At 51.6% G+C, this 19299-nt stretch carries 16 protein-coding genes; 10 read left to right on the forward strand and 6 right to left on the reverse strand.

The window, feature by feature from the left end:
• Positions 1–5: 5 nt before the first annotated feature.
• Positions 6–1472 carry a mannitol dehydrogenase family protein gene (locus tag SK32_RS01950; protein WP_048211146.1) on the reverse strand — a complete coding sequence of 489 codons (1467 nt, stop codon included), beginning with the start codon at positions 1470–1472 and terminating at the stop codon, positions 6–8.
• A 202-nt stretch (positions 1473–1674) separates the two neighbouring features.
• Between SK32_RS01950 and uxuA the strand changes: the two genes are divergently transcribed.
• The gene (uxuA, locus tag SK32_RS01955; protein WP_048211147.1) at positions 1675–2865 is read left to right on the forward strand and encodes a mannonate dehydratase; all 1191 of its coding nucleotides are present in this window, start codon (positions 1675–1677) and stop codon (positions 2863–2865) included.
• Positions 2866–2935: 70 nt separating this feature from the next.
• Here the strand turns inward: uxuA and pdxR are convergent, their stop codons facing one another.
• Entirely contained in the window at positions 2936–4417 is a 1482-nt protein-coding gene (gene pdxR / locus SK32_RS01960) for a MocR-like pyridoxine biosynthesis transcription factor PdxR (protein ID WP_048211148.1), read from the reverse strand.
• 167 nt (positions 4418–4584) lie between these two features.
• Here pdxR and torC point away from each other — a divergent pair, with 167 nt between their 5' ends.
• The 3 genes from torC to torD are packed head-to-tail and all read left to right on the forward strand — an operon-like array spanning position 4585 to position 8848.
• The gene (torC, locus tag SK32_RS01965; RefSeq protein WP_048211149.1) at positions 4585–5715 is read left to right on the forward strand and encodes a pentaheme c-type cytochrome TorC; all 1131 of its coding nucleotides are present in this window, start codon (positions 4585–4587) and stop codon (positions 5713–5715) included.
• Between the two features lie 12 nt (positions 5716–5727).
• Positions 5728–8226 carry a trimethylamine-N-oxide reductase TorA gene (gene torA, locus SK32_RS01970; RefSeq protein WP_048211150.1) on the forward strand — a complete coding sequence of 833 codons (2499 nt, stop codon included), beginning with the start codon at positions 5728–5730 and terminating at the stop codon, positions 8224–8226.
• Positions 8216–8848 (forward strand): molecular chaperone TorD, encoded by a 633-nt coding sequence (torD, locus tag SK32_RS01975; RefSeq protein ID WP_048211151.1) that lies wholly within the window; start codon positions 8216–8218, stop codon positions 8846–8848. The genes torA and torD overlap by 11 nt, the downstream gene beginning before the upstream one ends.
• Positions 8849–8903: 55 nt before the next feature.
• Here the strand turns inward: torD and yeiP are convergent, their stop codons facing one another.
• Entirely contained in the window at positions 8904–9476 is a 573-nt protein-coding gene (gene yeiP / locus SK32_RS01980; protein ID WP_005129255.1) for an elongation factor P-like protein YeiP, read from the reverse strand.
• Positions 9477–9633: 157 nt separating this feature from the next.
• Here yeiP and SK32_RS01985 point away from each other — a divergent pair, with 157 nt between their 5' ends.
• A complete protein-coding gene (locus SK32_RS01985) occupies positions 9634–9888 on the forward strand; it encodes a YkgJ family cysteine cluster protein (protein WP_040230605.1) in 255 nt (84 codons plus the stop codon).
• On the opposite strand, the gene setB is transcribed toward SK32_RS01985, so the two are convergent.
• A complete protein-coding gene (gene setB / locus SK32_RS01990; protein ID WP_048211152.1) occupies positions 9885–11066 on the reverse strand; it encodes a sugar efflux transporter SetB in 1182 nt (393 codons plus the stop codon). The two genes, SK32_RS01985 and setB, sit on opposite strands and share 4 nt — an antisense overlap.
• A 368-nt stretch (positions 11067–11434) precedes the next feature.
• Here setB and fruB point away from each other — a divergent pair, with 368 nt between their 5' ends.
• The 4 genes from fruB to SK32_RS02010 all read left to right on the forward strand — a co-directional run bounded on the left by fruB (position 11435) and on the right by SK32_RS02010 (position 15596).
• Positions 11435–12565 carry a fused PTS fructose transporter subunit IIA/HPr protein gene (gene fruB / locus SK32_RS01995; RefSeq protein ID WP_048211153.1) on the forward strand — a complete coding sequence of 377 codons (1131 nt, stop codon included), beginning with the start codon at positions 11435–11437 and terminating at the stop codon, positions 12563–12565.
• A complete protein-coding gene (fruK, locus tag SK32_RS02000; RefSeq protein WP_003027446.1) occupies positions 12565–13503 on the forward strand; it encodes a 1-phosphofructokinase in 939 nt (312 codons plus the stop codon). The genes fruB and fruK overlap by 1 nt, the downstream gene beginning before the upstream one ends.
• Positions 13504–13519: 16 nt before the next feature.
• Positions 13520–15208 carry a PTS fructose transporter subunit IIBC gene (gene fruA / locus SK32_RS02005; RefSeq protein WP_048211154.1) on the forward strand — a complete coding sequence of 563 codons (1689 nt, stop codon included), beginning with the start codon at positions 13520–13522 and terminating at the stop codon, positions 15206–15208.
• A gap of 151 nt (positions 15209–15359) precedes the next feature.
• Positions 15360–15596, forward strand: coding sequence for a YgdI/YgdR family lipoprotein (locus tag SK32_RS02010; RefSeq protein ID WP_048211155.1), 237 nt, complete (start codon positions 15360–15362; stop codon positions 15594–15596).
• Between the two features lie 67 nt (positions 15597–15663).
• Here SK32_RS02010 and SK32_RS02015 read toward each other — a convergent pair whose 3' ends face one another.
• A complete protein-coding gene (locus SK32_RS02015; protein ID WP_048211156.1) occupies positions 15664–16962 on the reverse strand; it encodes an anaerobic C4-dicarboxylate transporter in 1299 nt (432 codons plus the stop codon).
• A gap of 76 nt (positions 16963–17038) precedes the next feature.
• Positions 17039–17758 carry a cysteate racemase gene (locus SK32_RS02020; RefSeq protein WP_048211157.1) on the reverse strand — a complete coding sequence of 240 codons (720 nt, stop codon included), beginning with the start codon at positions 17756–17758 and terminating at the stop codon, positions 17039–17041.
• A 351-nt stretch (positions 17759–18109) separates the two neighbouring features.
• Here SK32_RS02020 and hypT point away from each other — a divergent pair, with 351 nt between their 5' ends.
• On the forward strand, positions 18110–19021 hold the full coding sequence (hypT, locus tag SK32_RS02025) for a hypochlorite stress DNA-binding transcriptional regulator HypT (RefSeq protein WP_048211158.1): 912 nt from the start codon (positions 18110–18112) through the stop codon (positions 19019–19021).
• The last annotated feature ends 278 nt before the right edge of the window (positions 19022–19299 follow it).

The following is a 19299-nucleotide window of genomic DNA, read 5'->3' on the forward strand; positions in this document are numbered from 1 at the left end:
AATCGTTAACTTTTTAACGTCTCGATGACCGCCTGATGTGCACCGTATTGGGCGATACGTTGCCAGGCTCGTTCCACGGTATCGATGAATTGTGGGTTCTGTGCGAGATCAGCGGCGAAGATTTCGTGCAGTGAAAGCAACGCGCTGACGCGTTCTGATTCCGTACTCTGTTCGACGATAGTGCGGATTTTGTCACTCATCGGGTCACGAATATCGATAATTTCACCTGAATCATCAATCCCGCTTACGTAGCGCATCCAGCCCGCAATGCCGAGTGCCAGCAGCGGCCACTCGCTTTGACGTGCTAAATGAACGCGGATCCCGTCCAGCATACGTTGCGGTAATTTTTGGCTGCCATCCATCGCGATTTGCCAGGTTTTATGTTTCAGCGCCGGATTGGCAAAGCGTTCCAGCAGGCTGTCGGCATACTGGTCCAAATCTACATCGGTAATTTGCAGCGTGGGGGCCTGTTCGCTGAGCATCAGCCGGTAAGCGGCTTCACGAAATGCGCTGTCCTGCATACAGTCGCTGATATGCTGGAATCCCGCCAGATAGCCGAGATAAGCGAGAAACGAATGACTGCCGTTCAGCATCCGCAGTTTCATTTGTTCCCACGGCAAGACGTTTTCGACCATCTGGACACCTGCCGTTTCCCATTGCGGACGGCCGCTGACAAAATGGTCTTCAATAACCCACTGAATAAACGGCTCGCAGCTGATTGCGCAAGGGTCTGCCACGCCTAATTCGCGGGCGATTTCATCCAGTGATTCTTCCGTCGCTGCCGGGACAATCCGGTCTACCATGGTTCCCGGGAAACTGACGTGCTCCCGAATCCAGTTAGCCAGTTCAGGTGAGCGTTTCTCCGCCATTCCCAGTACAGCGTTTTTTACCACATGACCGTTGTCCGGGATGTTATCGCAGGAGAGGACGGTAAACGGTTGCAGCCCACGTTGACGTCGGCGGTGCAGTGCTTCAACAATAATTCCGGGCGCGGAGTGCGGTTCAGTCGGTACTTGCAGATCGTGAATAATACGCGGGTTAGCGATATCGAGTGACCCCGTGGCAGGATCAATACAGTAGCCTTTTTCCGTAATGGTTAACGAAACAATCGCGACCTGAGGCTCGCAAAATTTTTCGATAATAGCCGCCAGTGAATCCAGCTTTGCATTCAGGCACTCGTTGACGGCCCCGACGATAATCGGCTGGTTGCCGGCCGCACCTTTTTCCAGCACGGTAAATAAATGATCCTGCTCGCGTAGCTGGCTCATCAGCCGGTCGCCGCTGAACAGGCTGATCTCACAAATCCCCCAGTCTCCACCCTGCGCATTCAGCACCCGGTCAGTCAATAACGCCTGATGGGCGCGATGAAATGCACCGAAACCAAAATGTACGATCCGCGTTTTTAGCTGTTGGCGATCGTACTGAGGCATCACGACATTTTCCGCAAGAGACGCTGAGGCAATAGTCTTCATTAAATACACCTGATTAACCATTAATTAACAATGGCAGTATAAAGTTATATGACAACAAATTGAATTGGTGTGCCTCATTTATCCGGGTAATGTGAGCTGGATCAATCAATGATGGGCGGTGTGTTGATCGTATACCGGATGCCTGTATGGTAGTCGTCATAAAAGTCGTTTAATTTGGTATAACAACTTGTGAGGTGAAGTAATGGAACAAACCTGGCGTTGGTACGGACCAAACGATCCAGTATCGCTTGACGATGTGCGTCAGGCTGGCGCAACGGGTGTTGTGACCGCCTTGCACCACATTCCCAACGGTGAAGTGTGGCCCGTAGAAGAAATTCAAAAGCGCCAGGCTACCCTGGCCGAAAAAGGGCTGACCTGGTCGGTGGTGGAAAGTATCCCTGTTCACGAAGATATCAAAACGCGTTCAGGTCAATATCAAACGTGGATTGCCAACTATCAGCAAAGTATTCGTAACCTGGCGACCTGCGGCATCGATACCGTGTGCTACAACTTCATGCCGATCCTGGACTGGACGCGTACTGACCTTGAATATCAGCTACCGGACGGGTCCAAAGCGCTGCGTTTTGACCAGATTGCCTTTGCGGCTTTTGAATTGCACATTCTGCAACGCCCGGGAGCTGAAGCGGATTATACCGACGAAGAACAACGCCAGGCGCTGGACTACTTCAATGCCATGAGCGATGCAGAAATTGAAAAGCTGACCCGCAACATTATTGCTGGCCTGCCTGGTGCCGAAGAAGGTTATACGCTGGATCAATTCCGCGCGCGCCTGGCGGAATATGATGGGATCAGCAAAGATGATTTGCGCAATAACATGGCTGTCTTCCTGCGGGCGATTGTGCCTGTTGCTGAGGAAGTTGGTGTACGTCTGGCAGTGCATCCTGACGATCCGCCAAGGCCAATCCTCGGTCTGCCACGTATCGTGTCGACCATTGAAGATATGCAATGGCTGAAAGAAACGGTAGACAGTATCAATAACGGTTTCACCATGTGTACCGGTTCGTACGGCGTGCGCGCCGATAACGATCTGGTAAAAATGATTGAGACCTTTGGCGATCGTATTCACTTCACACACTTGCGTTCAACCTGCCGTGAAGAAAACCCGAAAACCTTCCACGAAGGCGCACACTTGCAGGGCGATGTGGATATGGTATCGGTGGTGGCAGCTATTTTGAGCGAAGAGCAACGCCGTAAGAAAGCGGGTGATTTGCGTCCGATCCCAATGCGCCCGGATCATGGGCATCAGATGCTTGACGATCTGCATAAGAAAACGAATCCGGGCTATTCCGCGATTGGTCGCCTGAAAGGACTGGCAGAAGTTCGCGGCGTGGAGCTGGCGCTGAAAAAAACGCAGTTCCGCGATCTGCTGTAATTCGCCCAACACCAGGCGATAAATTGCCGGATGGCGCTTGTCCCGCCCCCGGCAATACTCAGGTGCGTTGTTATTGCTGTAATAACGCACACCTCTCCTGCTCCAGTACGTTTAATACCTTTCTGAGGTGCGGCACCTGCAGTCCGCCAAAACCAAAGAACATCACAGCATCGGAATTTTTTTGCCGCCACGCTGTTTCTGAGCCGTTTTCAATTTCCTGTAATGTATCAAAGCGCACCCCTGCCTGCAGGCAGCGCTGGCGTAGTTTTGCGATGACGTCAGGCGACCAGTCAATGCGTAATGAGAGATGTAACCCTGCCGTGGCACCATCGATCTTTCCTTCAGGGAACAGGGCTGATAAGCCATCACGCAGTAATGCGAGGCGTGCTGCATAGTTGCAGGCTAGCTTACCGAGATGGGTATAAAACACCTGGTTTTGCATTAACTCGGCTAAAAACTGCTGCAATAACCACTGGCTACCATTGTTGTTCAGCGCTTTCATATTTTGAACGGCGGGCAGCAGCTCATCGGGGCAAACGAGGTAACCGAGACGTGCCCCCGGTCCCAGCGTTTTTGAGAAGGTCCCCATGTAGATAACCCGGTTGTGGTAATCCATGGCTTTCAGTGCCGGAAGGGGATTCTCGCCATACGTAAATACGGCATCGTAATCGTCTTCAATAATCCAGGCGCCCACTCGCTGTGCCCACGTGAGTAATGACTTACGTCGTTCAAGTGACAGAACACTGCCCATTGGATACTGGTGAGCAGGTGTCACATAACAAAGCTGGGTTTCAAACTCGGGTAAATTATCGGTGCACAGCCCGTGATTATCCACGGCAATAGACGTAATATCGGCACCATAATAATTAAACAGATGCCATGCGCCAGAATAACAAGGTGATTCGGCGACCACGTGACACTTTTTATTCTGGCTTAGTGCATGATGAATAATGAATATTTGACTGAGCAGTGACAACCCTTCCTGAATTCCATCAGTAATGATGATGTTTTGTGCACTGGTATTAATACTACGGGATAAATTAAGGTACCTGACAATTTGCTCACGCAATGAAAATAATCCATTTGGTGAATGATATCGAGTCAGTAGCTGCTCTTTAAGTACGCTGGGGGCATTATTCCATTTACGCCAGCTTGACCAGGGAAACGCATTGGGGTCAGGGACGCCCATCCGGCAATAGCACTCACGTCCCATTTCAGCGTAAACATCGGTAGAAACACCGGCAGGCTTAGGCTTTATCGGTGGTGAGCCTTCCGCAGATGGCACGTGTGCTGGGGGACTACGCATAGGTGCCGTAAATGTGACTTCATAGCCGATACCCTGCCTGCTCTTAATAAAACCGGCCGCCATCAGTTTTTCATACGCCATCACCACCGTGATTTTGGCCACGTTTAGCGTCTGTGCCTGTTCGCGGATAGAGGGTAGTTTATCCCCACAAAGCAAATCGCCTTGCTGAATTGCCTGAAAGTAGAATTGAAAGATCTGTAATTGTAGCGGGGTGCGACTTTCCCTATTGAGAAACAGTGCCAGCATGAGGAAATTCCTTGTTTAAACAATAGCGGCATATTACACGTTTCAGAATATTGCTATTTTGACACGCCTCATAGAGTTAAGGCTGTTCCTATAATCTGAAATCGCTGTCTCTATTTTTGCTTTTTAATATCCCTTAGCGTGACGCTATTAAAAAAATGGAGGCAGGTATGTCGTGGATAAAAAAGAACGCGCTTTGGTGTGCGTTAGGTGGCGCTGTCGTAATGGCCATTGTTATTTGGGGAACATGGCAAGGAGTCCATTACACCAGCACTACGGAGTTTTGTTTATCGTGCCACTCGATGCGCACACCTGGAGAGGAGTATAAAACCAGCGTGCATTTTCGTAATGCCTCTGGCGTGCGAGCGGAGTGTAAGGATTGCCACATTCCCCCGGGAGTCGTCCCGACGTTGATGCGTAAAACCGAAGCCCTAAACGATCTCTATCACACCTTTATCTCACCCTCTATCGATACCCCGGAAAAATTCAATGCTAAACGGGCTGAGCTCGCCCAGCGAGAGTGGGCGCGGATGAGCGCCAACAACTCGGTAGCCTGTAAATCGTGTCACAGCTATGAAGCAATGGATCATGGAAAACAATCCGCCAATGCCGCGGCGCAGATGACGGCGGCAGCGGCGAAGGACAGCAACTGCATTGATTGCCACAAAGGGATCGCGCACCACAAACCGGACATGAGCAGTGGTTTTCGCGATCGCTACAAGCAGCTACAACAGCAGGGAGAAAAACTGTCAACTGCGACGACGCTGTTTTCGTTAAGCGAAAAAACACTGACAGCCACGGCAGGGGCACCAGCAGGGAAAGCGCTGTTATTTCCGGCGACCCAGGTCAAGGTGCTGCAAAAAGAGGGAAGCAACGTCCAGTTGGAAGTGACAGGCTGGCGTGAAAGCAAAGGGCGTGGGCGGGTCATCACCCAGTATATGGGTAAACGCGTATTCTCCGCGGTTCTGGATGCTTCACTGCTGGAAAACGTCAAAGTCCTGCAAACCCAGACTGACCCAGGTTCGCATCAGGAATGGCAGCAGGTGAGCGTGACCGCATGGACCTCCGCGCAGGGACTCATCGATAGCATTACTCCGGTGTGGGAGTACTCAGATCAGATGCTGCAATCGACGTGTAGCGCCTGTCACAGCACGCCGCCGGCTACCCGATACACCGCCAATGGCTGGATTGCCGGACTGAAAGCGATGTCGACGTATTATCGACTCAATCCGGTGGAAGAACGTACGTTGTTGAAATACCTCCAGACCCACGCCAGCGATGTGTCTGAACCCAACAAATAATAAGGATAAGATATGGATATTCATGATTTTAATCCGTCCCGTCGTCGTTTTCTGACCGGAATGCTGGCGGTTGGCGCAGCCAGTGCGCTGGCGCCTAATCCGCTGATATCAAAAGTATGGGCGGCGGGGGAAAACCCCGAACAATGGATCCAGTCCGGCTCACATTATGGTGCTTTTGAAGCCAAAGTGGTTAACGGCGAGTGGACGGAAACGCGTCCGTTCAAACATGACAAACACCCGTGCGATATGCTCAATGCGGTACGTGAAATCGTCTACAACCCTTCACGGGTTCGCTATCCGATGGTTCGACTGGACTGGTTACGCAAGCGTGAGAAGTCGGATCGTAGCCAGCGGGGAGATAATCGTTTTGTGCGGGTTAGCTGGGATCAGGCGCTGGACCTGTTTTATGAAGAGCTTGAGCGGGTGCAAAAAACCTACGGTTCATCCGGCGTCTTTACCGGGCTGGCAGATTGGCAAATGGTGGGCAAATACCACAAGGCTGGCGGTGCAATGGACAGAGGGCTCGGCCTGCATGGTAGCTATGTGACGACCGTAGGCGACTATTCAGCGGCTGCAGCCCAGGTGATTTTGCCGCATGTTATTGGTTCGCTTGAAGTCTATGAACAGCAAACCTCGCTGCCGCTGGTTATCGAGAACAGTAATACCATCGTACTGTGGGGCTGTGATCCCATTAAGAACTTGCAGATTGAATTTTTGGTTCCCGATCACGATGCGTTTGGCTACTGGCAGCAGATCAAAGAGGCCGTCGCCCAGGGCAAAATGCGCGTCATCAGCGTTGATCCGGTGCGCAGCAAATCGCAAAATTTTCTGGGGTGTGAACAGCTGGCGTTACGACCACAGACCGATGTTGCGTTACTGCTGGCGCTCGCACATACCCTGTATGCAGAAAAACTGTACGACACGGCATTCATTAACGACTACACCGTCGGCTTCGAGCAGTTTTTACCCTACCTGATGGGAGAAACAGACAAACAACCGAAAAGTGCCGAGTGGGCTGCTGACATCTGTGGGCTGACGGCGGATCAGATCCGTGACTTTGCCCGGCTGCTGGTGAAAGGTCGGACGCAGTTTATGGGCGGCTGGTGCGTACAGCGTATGCACCACGGTGAACAGTATCCCTGGATGCTGGTGGTGCTGGCCAGTATGGTTGGTCAAATTGGTTTACCGGGCGGCGGTGTGGGGTTCGGCTGGCACTACAACGGCGGAGGGACGGTGACGTCAGCCGGGCCGGTACTTTCTGGTCTGGGGAGCATTAACAATCCGCCAGAGGCGAAGTATAAACCAGATTTTCACGGCGTATCCGAGCATATTCCTACCTCACGTATTGTTGATTGCCTGCTGGAGCCGGGCAAAAAGATTGCGTTTAACGGTGAAACGTTAATCTACCCTGACATCAAAATGGCGATCTTCAGTGCGGCTAACCCGTTCCACGCCCAGCAGGATCGCAACCGGATGATCGAGGCGTGGAAGAAACTGGAGACCGTGGTGGTGTTAGATCACCAATGGACCGCATCCTGTCGTTTTGCCGATATCGTCCTGCCTGTTACCACACGCTTTGAACGTAACGATATTGAGCAGTTTGGCACCCATTCGAATAAGGGACTGATGGCGCTGCATCAGGTCGTCAAACCGCAATATGAAGCGCGGCATGATTTCGACGTGTTTGCCGGACTCTGTAAACGTTTTGACAAGGAGTCGGTATACCGGGAAAACCGCGATGAAATGCAGTGGGTACAAGCGCTTTATGACGAAGGGGTCAAAATGGGGGCCTCGCTCGGTGTTACGTTGCCAGACTTTGACACGTTCTGGAAAGGTGAAGGGTATGTTGAATATCCCGCGGGACAACCGTGGGTGCGTCATGGCGAATTTCGCGATCAGCCCGATCTTAATCCCCTGGGCACACCATCAGGTCTGATTGAAATTTACAGCAAAACGATTGCCGGTTTTCAGTATGACGATTGCCCTGGACATCCGGTGTGGATGGAGCCGTTTGAACGTAGCCATCAGGGTAGGAAAGATAAATATCCACTGCACCTGCAATCCTGTCATCCGGATAAACGCCTGCACTCCCAGTTGTGCTCAAGTGATGCGTTTCGCAGCACGTATGCGGTAGCGGGAAGAGAACCGCTTTACATCAGCGAGCAAGATGCTGCCGCGCGGGGGTTAAAAGCCGGGGATATTGCGCGGGTCTTTAACGCGCGCGGTCAGGTGCTGGCGGGGGTGGTGATTAGCCCTGATTTTACCCCTGGCGTGATCCGCATTCATGAAGGGGCATGGTATTCCCCACAGGAAGGTGGGAAAGCCGGGACGCTATGTACCTATGGCGATCCTAATGTCCTGAGCGCGGATATTGGTACGTCTCAACTGGCGCAAGGGCCTTCAGCGCATACCGTGCTGGTGGATGTCGAGCGCTATCAGCAACATGTTCCACCGGTCACGGGATTTGGTGGGCCGGAGATAGTAAAAGAGGAGGGGGACAATGCAGCATAGCCTTATTTTCCAGCAACGTGCCGCGGTCTATCAGTGGTTTTCACAATTGCTGTTTCGTGAGCTGGACCAGAAACAACTCGCTCGTCTTGAAAGCGAGGATACCCGACAGTGGCTTGCGTCGCTGGCGGGTATCCCTGGGCTTTCGCTGGATGTCAAAAAACTGGAGCGTAGCCTGACGCAGGCTCTGCGTCGTGAAAGCCGACAACTGGAGCTGGCCGCAGATTTTGCAACGTTATTTCTGCTGGCGCCGCCTGGCGGTGTTTCCCCGTATGCGGGACATTATCCGCACACAACAGCGGCCGAAGAACGTCGACAAATGAATGTACTGTTGGTTGAACACGGGCTGGCTGCGCAGGAAAATGAGCCCTCCGATCATATCGCTATACAGCTGGCTTTGATGGCGAGGATGGCAGCCAAAGAGGAAACGCTATCTGCACAATATTACTTTTTACATCATCATATTATGTGTTGGGCACCCTTGTTTCGTGATAGCTGCCTGCAGCGTGATGAGAAGGGATTTTATGCGCGGGCGGTTAGCGTCATTGTGGGTTTTATACGGGAAGATGAGCAGTATCTGGAATCATTGTTGATGGATGATTTTTACCTCAGCAGTCAGCGCTGAAAATGACAAAGGGACAGCCTGCGCTGTCCCTTATACGTCAATGTGCGGCAGAAAATTAGTCTGCACGGCCCATATAGCGGCGTTCTTCGATATGAATACGGATTTTCTCACCCGCACTCAGATACTCAGGAACCTGGATCACCAGACCGGTGCTCAGGGTTGCTGGCTTGTTACGTGCACTCGCTGAAGCACCTTTAATACCCGGTGAGGTTTCAACGATTTCCAGGTCTACGGTCTGTGGCAGTTCAAGCGCCAGCAGTTGGCCGTCCCAGGTCAGTACCTGCATGTCTGGCATTCCGCCTTCCGGGATGAACAGCAGCTCTTCTTCAATCTGGTCTTTGGTGAAGGTATACGGGGTATAGTCTTCTTTATCCATAAAGACATATTCGTTGCCATCAACGTAGGAGAAATCAACCCCGCGGCGGCTTAGGGTGACGGTATCCACGATATCGTCACCTTTGAAGCGCTCTTCAACTTTCAGACCGGTACGCACATCAGAAAAACGCATTTTGTACAGCGTAGCTGCACCACGTGCGGACGGTGATTGAATATCGATATCTTTTACAATCAGCAGCTTGCCGTTGTAGTTCAGTACCATACCTTTTTTAATTTCGTTCGCTCTTGGCATCGAAAAAATCCTGTAGTGAGGAGTGTCTAAAATATCGCGTAAAACTACTCGCGCCGGGGCATTCAGGCAAGCGGAATTCATGCTTTTGCTGGTGCCAAAAAGGTGGTACTGTGCGCTTCCCGCACAATCCGATGGTTTACGATAAAGAGAGTACTGTATGGAATGCCGTCCGGATTGTGGTGCATGCTGCACCGCGCCTTCAATCTCCAGTCCCATCCCTGGCATGCCTGATGGCAAACCTGCTAATACGCCATGCGTTCAGCTGGATGAATCCCTGCGCTGTAAAATTTTTGCGTCTCCGTTGCGACCAAAAGTGTGCGGCGGTTTACAGCCCAGTGCGGAAATGTGCGGACAGACGACGCACCAGGCCATGATTTATCTCATCGAGCTTGAAGCGCTGACCGCGCCTTAAACGTCCTTGATGCGCGCCAGGCACACAACCGTCGCGACGATCATCACCAGCGCAAACCAGAACACCGCGTGATAGTTCCAGATTTCAGCGGCAATCCCCGCCAGTGAGCCGGCAATAATCCAGCCGACGCGGATGGTATTGGTGTACAACGTTGTGGCTGATCCCGCCTGCCCCGGCATTAAATCCTGAAAATAGAGCATGCCAATCCCGCCGAGGATGCCGATGTAAATCGCGTTCAGCAACTGTAAGCCGAGCAAAACAATCGGTGAATGTGCCAACAGCATGCCTGCATAAAAAAAGAACCCGGCGATGACGGCGATTCTCATCAACAGACGTTTGCCCAGACGTTTCGCAAAATATCCCGCAATCAGCATGGTTGGGATTTCCAGTCCTGCTGCGGTGCCCATCATGATACCGGCGAGTTTTTCAGGCAGATGCAGTTCGTTGATGATAAACAGCGGCATATTAATGATATAGAGGCTGTTGGTGCTCCACATTAATGTGCAGATAGCAAAAAGCAGCAGCGTATCACGACGATTACGGCGTGGAGCTTCAACCGCCCCTGTTGCGAGAGGTACGCTTTTGTTCATTGACGGTAAGAAAAACCAGACCATCACGCCGCAGACAACAAACGCCACCGCGGCGCTGAGATACATCACCGTAAAGCTGAACCCCATGGCCAGCGCGTAGGCCAATGGTGGGCCGATCACCCAGGCCAGTGAAACTTGAGCACGTAAAATCGAGCTGAACATGACGGCTTCCCGGCCTGTGCGATCGGCGTGTTCACGAGCAAGCGCAAACATTTGCGGGTTGGCAGTCGATCCAAAGCTGCTGAGGAATACCCCGATAAACAGCAGAATAAAATAGTTACGGTTCCAGGCAAACAACACGCAGGCCAGCATACCCAGCACACAGCAAAAAACGATCAGGTTTTTACGATCGCCTTTTTTGTCAGAGCGTCCGGCCAGAAACTGGCTTACCAAAATGCCGATGACGGCGCTACCGGTAAAAAAGAAACCCACCATTCCCGGACGTGCATGGACCTCATCGGTCAGAAAAAGGCTGAGCGTGGGCGTCTGTAATGCCCCGGCGATGCCCGTGAGAAAAGCGACAAGCAGGAACGCCGAAGACGTTAAATCAAACGCCTTGGGTGTGGCGGCTACGGGGGTGTTATGCATGTTTAGCTATCAGTGGAGTGAAGAGAGGCGGAGTTTACGCTGCTCGCCAGAAAATAAACAGGGCACTAAATCAAAATCGGTATGGAAAATCAAAATGTCATTTCAGTCTGAGAAGGCCACATGCTGACGATGCTGAAGTTGAGTAGCTGAACACATTTTTGCGTCAGCTTGTTTCAAAGAAACGCCGAGAAAATGTGCGGTACATCTAAATTCAGCAAGTTAATTGTTAACTTTACTTGCGTGCTGAAGCAGAAAGATCCAGACTCATTGAAACGTTTCAGCGTCATCTTACCTTAACTGATGGAGTCGGGTGACGCCTTTTTTCTCATGTTAGCTGAATCGTTTCAATTCAGCAGGAGAGGAGAATCATGTTCCAGTTATCTGTTCAGGATATTCACCCGGGCGAACAGGCCGGGAACAAAGAAGAGGCTATTCGCCAGGTTGCCGCAGCCCTTGTGCAAGCGGGCAACGTTGCGGACGGCTATGTCAATGGCATGCTGGCGCGCGAACAACAAACATCGACGTTTCTCGGCAATGGTATTGCCATTCCTCACGGTACGACAGACACACGCGATCAGGTGCTGAAAACCGGGGTGCAGGTGTTTCAGTTTCCGCAGGGTGTGACGTGGGGCGAAGGTCAGATTGCGTATGTGGCTATCGGCATTGCGGCCAGCTCAGATGAGCACCTTGGGTTGTTGCGTCAGCTGACTCATGTATTGAGTGATGACTCGGTTGCGGAACAGCTGAAATCAGCCACCACGGCAGAAGAATTACGCGCATTGCTGATGGGCGAAAAGCAGAGCGAGCAACTGAAGCTTGATAACGAAACGCTGTCGTTGGACGTCGTCGCCAATTCGCTGGTGACGCTGCAGGCGCTGAACGCCGCGCGTCTGAAAGAAGCCGGTGCAGTAGATGCCACCTTTGTGGCCAGAACGATTAACGAGCAACCAATGAATCTTGGTCAGGGCATCTGGCTGAATGACTGTGCTGAAGGCAATGTGCGCAGCGCCGTCGCGGTCAGTCGTGCGGCAACCGCATTTGAGGTGCAGGGCGAAGCCGCTGCGCTGCTGGTGACTGTCGCGATGAATGATGACCAGCCCGTTGCGGTGTTGAAGCGTCTGGGCGATCTGTTGCTGAGCAATAAAGCTGACCGTTTGCTGAAGGCGGATGCTGCAACGGTGTTAGCGATGCTGACCAGCGATGATGCATTAACTGATGATGTACTGAGTGCCGAGTTTGTAGTGCGTAATGAGCATGGTTTACACGCCCGTCCGGGCACCATGCTGGTGAATACGATTAAACAATTTAATAGTGAAATAACCGTGACAAATCTTGATGGAACCGGAAAACCGGCAAATGGACGCAGTTTGATGAAAGTTGTGGCATTGGGCGTGAAAAAAGGACACCACCTGCGCTTCACCGCACAGGGTGAAGATGCTGAACAGGCGCTAAAAGCCATTGGCGATGCCATCGCGGCAGGCCTTGGGGAGGGCGCATAATGAGCAGACGTGTTGCAACTATCACCCTGAACCCGGCTTACGATCTGGTCGGTTTTTGCCCGGAAATTGAACGCGGTGAAGTCAATCTGGTGAAAACGACCGGTCTGCATGCGGCGGGAAAAGGGATTAACGTCGCAAAAGTACTTAAGGACCTGGGGATTGACGTGACGGTCGGCGGCTTTCTGGGTAAGGACAACCAGGATGGTTTTCAGCAATTGTTCAGTGAACTGGGCATCGCTAACCGTTTTCAGGTGGTGCAGGGGCGTACCCGAATTAACGTCAAGCTGACTGAAAAAGATGGTGAAGTTTCTGACTTCAATTTCTCCGGCTTTGAAGTCACCCCGGCTGACTGGGAACGCTTTGTGAATGACTCACTAAGCTGGCTGGGGCAATTCGATATGGTGTGCGTCAGCGGCAGCTTGCCGACCGGCGTGAGCCCTGAAGCATTCACTGACTGGATGACGCGCCTGCGCAGCCAGTGTCCATGCATTATCTTTGATAGTAGTCGTGAAGCGCTGGTCGCTGGCCTGAAGGCAGCTCCGTGGCTGGTGAAACCAAACCGTCGTGAGCTGGAAATCTGGGCTGGCCGTAAGCTGCCAGAAATGAAAGATGTTATCGATGCGGCACATGCTCTGCGTGAGCAAGGCATTGCGCACGTGGTGATTTCACTCGGTGCGGAAGGCGCGTTGTGGGTCAACGCTTCGGGTGAATGGATTGCTAAGCCACCGTCAGTTGAGGTGGTCAGCACTGTAGGTGCGGGTGATTCGATGGTTGGCGGTCTGATTTATGGCTTGCTGATGCGTGAATCCAGCGAACATACCCTGCGTCTGGCGACGGCAGTTGCCGCCCTGGCGGTAAGCCAAAGTAATGTGGGTATTACCGATCGTCCTCAGTTGGCCGCAATGATGGCGCGTGTCGACTTAAAACCGTTTAACTGACAGCAGGAGAGGCATAATGAAAACGCTGCTGATTATTGACGCTAATCTCGGCCAGGCTCGCGCCTATATGGCGAAAACCCTGCTTGGAGCGGCGGCACAGAAAGCGCATCTGGAGATCATCGACAATCCAAATGATGCAGAGCTGGCGATTGTCCTGGGCGATAAGCTGCCTGTCGACAATTCGCTGAACGGCAAAAAAGTCTGGCTGGGTGACATCGGTCGTGCGGTTGCGCATCCCGAGCTTTTTCTCAGTGAAGCAAAAGGTCATGCGCAGCCATATAGTGCGCCGGTTGTGGCAACGCCAGCGGCAAGCAATGGTCCAAAACGTGTGGTGGCAGTGACAGCCTGTCCGACAGGCGTCGCACATACGTTTATGGCTGCTGAAGCTATCGAAACCGAAGCGAAAAAACGCGGCTGGTGGGTGAAAGTGGAAACCCGCGGCTCAGTAGGGGCAGGTAATGCCATTACGCCGGAAGAGGTTGCCGAGGCCGATCTGGTGATTGTGGCGGCTGATATTGAGGTTGATCTGGCGAAATTTGCTGGAAAACCGATGTATCGCACGTCTACGGGCCTGGCGCTGAAGAAAACGAAGCAGGAACTGGATAAAGCGCTGGATGAAGCGACCCCGTATCAGCCAGCCGGGAAAAATCAGACTGCGGCCACCGAAGGAAAAAAAGAGGGCGCGGGCGCGTATCGTCACCTGCTGACCGGTGTGTCTTACATGCTGCCGATGGTGGTTGCGGGCGGTCTGTGTATTGCGCTGTCATTCGCCTTTGGTATTGAAGCATTCAAAGAGCAGGGAACGCTTGCGGCAGCACTGATGCAGATTGGTGGGGGCTCAGCCTTCGCACTGATGGTGCCCGTTCTGGCAGGTTACATTGCATTTTCTATCGCTGACCGCCCTGGTCTGACGCCGGGTCTTATCGGCGGTATGCTGGCGGTAAGCACCGGTTCTGGCTTTATCGGTGGGATTATCGCCGGTTTCCTTGCCGGTTATGTGGCGAAGCTCATCAGCACGAAGTTGAAACTCCCACAGAGTATGGAAGCGCTGAAACCGATTCTGATTATTCCGCTGCTTTCGAGCCTGGTCGTTGGTCTGGCAATGATTTACCTGATTGGTAAACCGGTTGCGGGCATTCTGGAAGGCCTGACTCACTGGCTGCAAACCATGGGGACGGCGAATGCGGTTCTGCTTGGCGCTATTCTTGGCGGCATGATGTGTACCGACATGGGCGGTCCGGTGAACAAAGCGGCCTACGCGTTTGGAGTGGGGCTGCTGAGTACGCAAACTTATGCACCGATGGCAGCCATTATGGCGGCAGGTATGGTGCCACCGTTGGCGCTGGGTCTGGCAACGCTGGTTGCGCGTCGCAAGTTCGACAAAGCACAACAGGAAGGTGGCAAAGCGGCGCTGGTTCTGGGTTTATGCTTTATCACCGAAGGGGCAATTCCGTTCGCGGCACGCGATCCGATGCGTGTTCTGCCATGCTGTATCGTCGGTGGCGCGGTGACGGGAGCAATCTCAATGGCTGTGGGTGCGAAGTTGATGGCGCCACACGGCGGACTATTTGTACTGCTGATCCCAGGAGCCATTACCCCTGTACTGGGTTACCTGTTGGCGATTGTTGCTGGTACGCTGGTGGCCGGTCTCTCCTACGCGGTGCTGAAGCGCCCGGAAGTGGACGCTGTCGCGAAAGTAGCCTAACTCTTCTTTACTTCCCTGGGCCTGGGCAGAGATTTCTCTGCCCTTTTTTATTCTTTGATCCCGGCAGTTGCGGCACCGCCACAATAATCCATCCTGTCTTAACCAAATTCGATAAAGTGCCCTTAAATCAAACTCGTCACGGAAATCGAATATGAAAAAAACGCACATTTTTGCCTCTCTGTCACTCGCTACGCTGTTGCTTACGGGGTGCTCAACCACCTGGGTGATGACAACAACATCAGGGGCAACGATAGAGACGCAAGGCAAGCCTGAGCAGGATTCCGGGACTGGACTGACAAAATATGCTGACACCTATGGCTATCACCGCGTGATTAAAAGCAGCGATGTGAAGCAAATAGATAAAGGTAAGACGGTATTGCTATGGTGAGTCAGGTCAGGTAAGTCGCGAAGTATTCAGGAGGCGATATCGCTTTCGGCCCCCTGAATAAAACGGGTCAGGCAATCATTGGCGCGATGATAAAACCAAAGGCAACGCCCGCGATGATCCCACCCAGTCCTGGCAACATAAACGGATGGTTTAAGACATATTTGCCCACGCGCGTTGTCCCGGTGGTGTCGAACTCCATTGCCGCCAGTGAAGTGGGGTATGTGGGTAGAACAAACACACCTGTCACTGCCACGTAGGAAGCCAGAATGGCCCAGGTGGGTACGCCGAGCGCGACGGCAAGCGGGATAATCAGCGGCGTGGTGGCTCCCTGCGAATAGAGCAGCGCGCAGGTCCCAAACAGTACCAGAGCCAACAGCATCGGGTAGGCCTGTAGAATATTACCCGCGATGTCTTTAATTTCCGCTAAGTGTGCGTCAATGAATGTCGTTCCCAGTGTAACAATGCCGAGAATGACGGCCAGCGAACTCATACCTGCTCGAAAAGTGGATGTCAGTACAATGGCATCTGTCGATGTTTTGCACAGTACGACCATCAGACAAGCGGCAGATAACATGCAGATAATGATGATATCCCGGGTATTCATTGGGTTACCTGCATCGAATCCAGGACGTAGTTGAGGACATGCTGCAAGAATAACGATGACGACCGTTGCCAGCATAAACAGGGCAACGGAAAGCACGGCACCCGGCGTCGTGCTACTCTGGCTTTCATATTTACGGACCAGACCTTTTTGCAGGCGTTGCAGATACACTTCATCATCCTGTAGCTCGCACCCCTGGCGTGAAGCGATGAATGCCGCCACCATTGCGGCAACGAACGAGGCCGGCAGGCATACTGCCATGACCTGTATAAAGCTGACGCCGTTTCCCTCCATGATGGTCAACATTGCGGCCATTGCAGCGCTGATCGGCGAGCCGGATATTGCCACCTGGGAGGTGACGACGGATCCTGCGAGCGTGCGTGAGGGGCGGATACCGGACTCTTTTGCTACTTCGGCAATGACCGGTAGGGTAGAGAAGACAATAAATCCGGTCCCCGCCATAATGGTCATCGACCAGGTAATAATGGGCGCAATAACATTGATATATTTAGGGTTACGCCGCATAAAATTCCCGGCAACGCGTACCAGATAATCCATACCACCCGCGGCCTGTAGTGCTGAGGCAGCCACTACCACCGTCATAATAATGAGAATCACGTCAACGGGTGGCGAACCAATTTGCAACCCAAATCCCAGTGTTAAAATAGCCAGCCCCAGCCCGCCACATAAACCAATACCAATACCGCCGAAGCGGATACCAAAAAATATTGCGCCCAACACTACGATAATTTCCAGCCAAATCATAATGGCCTCCGCCAGAGAATAATTCGTTATTAAAATGGGTGTTTATTTAATTCAATAATTAGCCAGGCATAGATTTTCATTGCACCAAAAGATGATCTTTACCAACGCGTTTCTCGTACCATTTAATACCGGCGCGAACCAATGAACCGGTTGAATCAATATATTTTTCAGGTGACGTTTTGACAGCCTCAGCAAGGATGACGGGAACTTCAGTACATCCCAGTACGATAACTTGTGCGCCGCGAGAGAAGAGTGCTTGAGCCTGTTCATTCATCAGCGTTTGCGCCCGCTTAACATCACCGGCTTTTAAGCAATAGATACTTTCCATCACTTTTTCCTGACTGGCAGAGTCAGGACTGATGCAGGTTAACCCAAGAGATTCAATGCCTTTTTGATAGAGACCCATGTACAAGGTGGCATTGGTGGCGAGTAGTCCAATACGTGATTTTCCACAGTTCCTGACCTCGCTGATGGTCGTTTCAACGATACTGAGCAGCTCTGTGTGACAGCACTCTTTTAATTCATTAAACCAAAAGTGGGCGGTATTACAGGGGATGACAATACACTCAGCGCCAGCATCTTCGAGTTTATGCATATAATCGCGCATTGCCGGGAGTGGGGAATTACCATGATGCATTAACGCGTCAGTTCGGTCAGGAATGTCAGGAATAGATGAAATAATTAATGGGATATGTTCCTGGTCACGTTGTGCCGCGGTAAAGGTGACGAATTTATTAAAGAGATCGACGGTTGCCGCTGGCCCCATACCACCCAGTACACCAATTAAACCTTTCACGATATATACCTCGATTTACCGTTAAATAATATTCAAGCTGTTTTTATCTTGCCCTAATGTTTAACAGCAGAGAGTCGAGAGGAGAAATGCAATAATGTTTGTCTAAATGCAAAAACTGCATGACTGTAGTTTCTTTCGTCCTCCCATGAGGTTCGGAAAGCGTGCGAAACCTGAAGTTTTGCCTGCAGAGAAGGGGGATGACTGAATGGCGAAGCCAACATGTTAATGCCAAAAACGAAGGCTTGATGCAAAAAACGAATCATCAGTGGCTAATCGCCAATATCATCTCTGGAACGCCTCTGGCATGATGTTTTAGGTTAATCACCCTATTTAAACATCCGCGTGACAGGCATGAAAAATATTGAGACAAAATGGTTATATGATTTCCTGACGCTGGAGGCGTGTCGTCATTTTTCCCAGGCGGCTGAGGAACGCAATATATCCCAACCGGCATTTAGCAGGCGGATCAAGGCGCTCGAATCCGCCGTGGGAGTACAGCTTTTTGATCGCACGACGAGTCCACTGCAACTCACGGAGGAGGGCAAGCTATTCCATTCGCAAACCCGTAGCCTGCTGCAACAGCTGGAATGCAATCTGGATGAGCTAAGTGGGCACAACCTGCTTGGGGTTCCCAATATTAAAATAGCGGCGGCACATTCTCTGTCGCTGACGATGTTGCCCAGATTAGTGCACTCAATGGCGGCCTGGGGGGAAGAGTTTGTTTATCACGTCGAGGCGATTGATGTGGTGCAAGCGGTGAATACCCTGCGTGAAGGGAAAAGTGATTTTATTATCTCTTTTCGGGATGAAGATTTAATGCAGTCACCCTTCTGCGGTTTGAAGGTTTTTGAGTCTGAGTTGTATCCCGTTTGTGCGGCTGATGCGAAGGGGAAGGCGTTGTTTGATATCTATCAGCCGCAGGTGCCGATTCTGAACTATACCAGTACATCCTACATGGGAAGATTGGTAAACCGTCATCTGGCGGAAGTGGGCGGTATTTCTGCTCGTACACTGTTTATGTCTTCGATGAGTGAGTTATTGAAAAATATGGCATTAGATGGCCATGGTATCGCTTGGCTGCCGGCGTGGACTATCGTAAACGAACTGCGTGACAAGCGGCTGGTTTGTCTGCAGACGCCGGAACTGATGGTGCCTATTCAGGCCTATATTTACCGGATGGATACCCGCTTGAATAAAACGGCTGAGCACTTCTGGCGGATTTTGTACAACCACATGCCGGAGGACCTGGTTTCGCTCAGTTAATACACACCAGTCTGCCTGGCACATCTGAAAAACCTCCGGTTATCCGGAGGTTTTTTTCTGGTTTGCTCAATTTGTGTTCTGCCTCTCATTTTTTCTCTCCCTTGCAAACTGTATCTATAAAAAATTGTGACTCTGTTCATATCTATTTGTTTTAGATCTTGCGGATGGATTTACTTTACAAAAAACCTGGCTAACATGAACACATGTTTGATAGTGAACATGTGCTCTAATAACCTTTGCTGTAGCAATGGTTATTTTTGACGAACTCATTAGTGGTA

The sequence above is a fragment of the Citrobacter sp. MGH100 genome (assembly GCF_001034465.1).
GTDB classification, from domain to species: Bacteria; Pseudomonadota; Gammaproteobacteria; order Enterobacterales; family Enterobacteriaceae; genus Citrobacter; species Citrobacter youngae.

Coding starts and splice junctions, on each gene's coding strand:
- SK32_RS01950 (WP_048211146.1), bottom strand. CDS start 1,472: ATGAAGACTATTGCCTCAGCGTCTCTTGCGGAAAATGTCGTGATGCCT.
- uxuA (WP_048211147.1), top strand. CDS start 1,675: ATGGAACAAACCTGGCGTTGGTACGGACCAAACGATCCAGTATCGCTT.
- pdxR (WP_048211148.1), bottom strand. CDS start 4,417: ATGCTGGCACTGTTTCTCAATAGGGAAAGTCGCACCCCGCTACAATTA.
- torC (WP_048211149.1), top strand. CDS start 4,585: ATGTCGTGGATAAAAAAGAACGCGCTTTGGTGTGCGTTAGGTGGCGCT.
- torA (WP_048211150.1), top strand. CDS start 5,728: ATGGATATTCATGATTTTAATCCGTCCCGTCGTCGTTTTCTGACCGGA.
- torD (WP_048211151.1), top strand. CDS start 8,216: ATGCAGCATAGCCTTATTTTCCAGCAACGTGCCGCGGTCTATCAGTGG.
- yeiP (WP_005129255.1), bottom strand. CDS start 9,476: ATGCCAAGAGCGAACGAAATTAAAAAAGGTATGGTACTGAACTACAAC.
- SK32_RS01985 (WP_040230605.1), top strand. CDS start 9,634: ATGGAATGCCGTCCGGATTGTGGTGCATGCTGCACCGCGCCTTCAATC.
- setB (WP_048211152.1), bottom strand. CDS start 11,066: ATGCATAACACCCCCGTAGCCGCCACACCCAAGGCGTTTGATTTAACG.
- fruB (WP_048211153.1), top strand. CDS start 11,435: ATGTTCCAGTTATCTGTTCAGGATATTCACCCGGGCGAACAGGCCGGG.
- fruK (WP_003027446.1), top strand. CDS start 12,565: ATGAGCAGACGTGTTGCAACTATCACCCTGAACCCGGCTTACGATCTG.
- fruA (WP_048211154.1), top strand. CDS start 13,520: ATGAAAACGCTGCTGATTATTGACGCTAATCTCGGCCAGGCTCGCGCC.
- SK32_RS02010 (WP_048211155.1), top strand. CDS start 15,360: ATGAAAAAAACGCACATTTTTGCCTCTCTGTCACTCGCTACGCTGTTG.
- SK32_RS02015 (WP_048211156.1), bottom strand. CDS start 16,962: ATGATTTGGCTGGAAATTATCGTAGTGTTGGGCGCAATATTTTTTGGT.
- hypT (WP_048211158.1), top strand. CDS start 18,110: ATGAAAAATATTGAGACAAAATGGTTATATGATTTCCTGACGCTGGAG.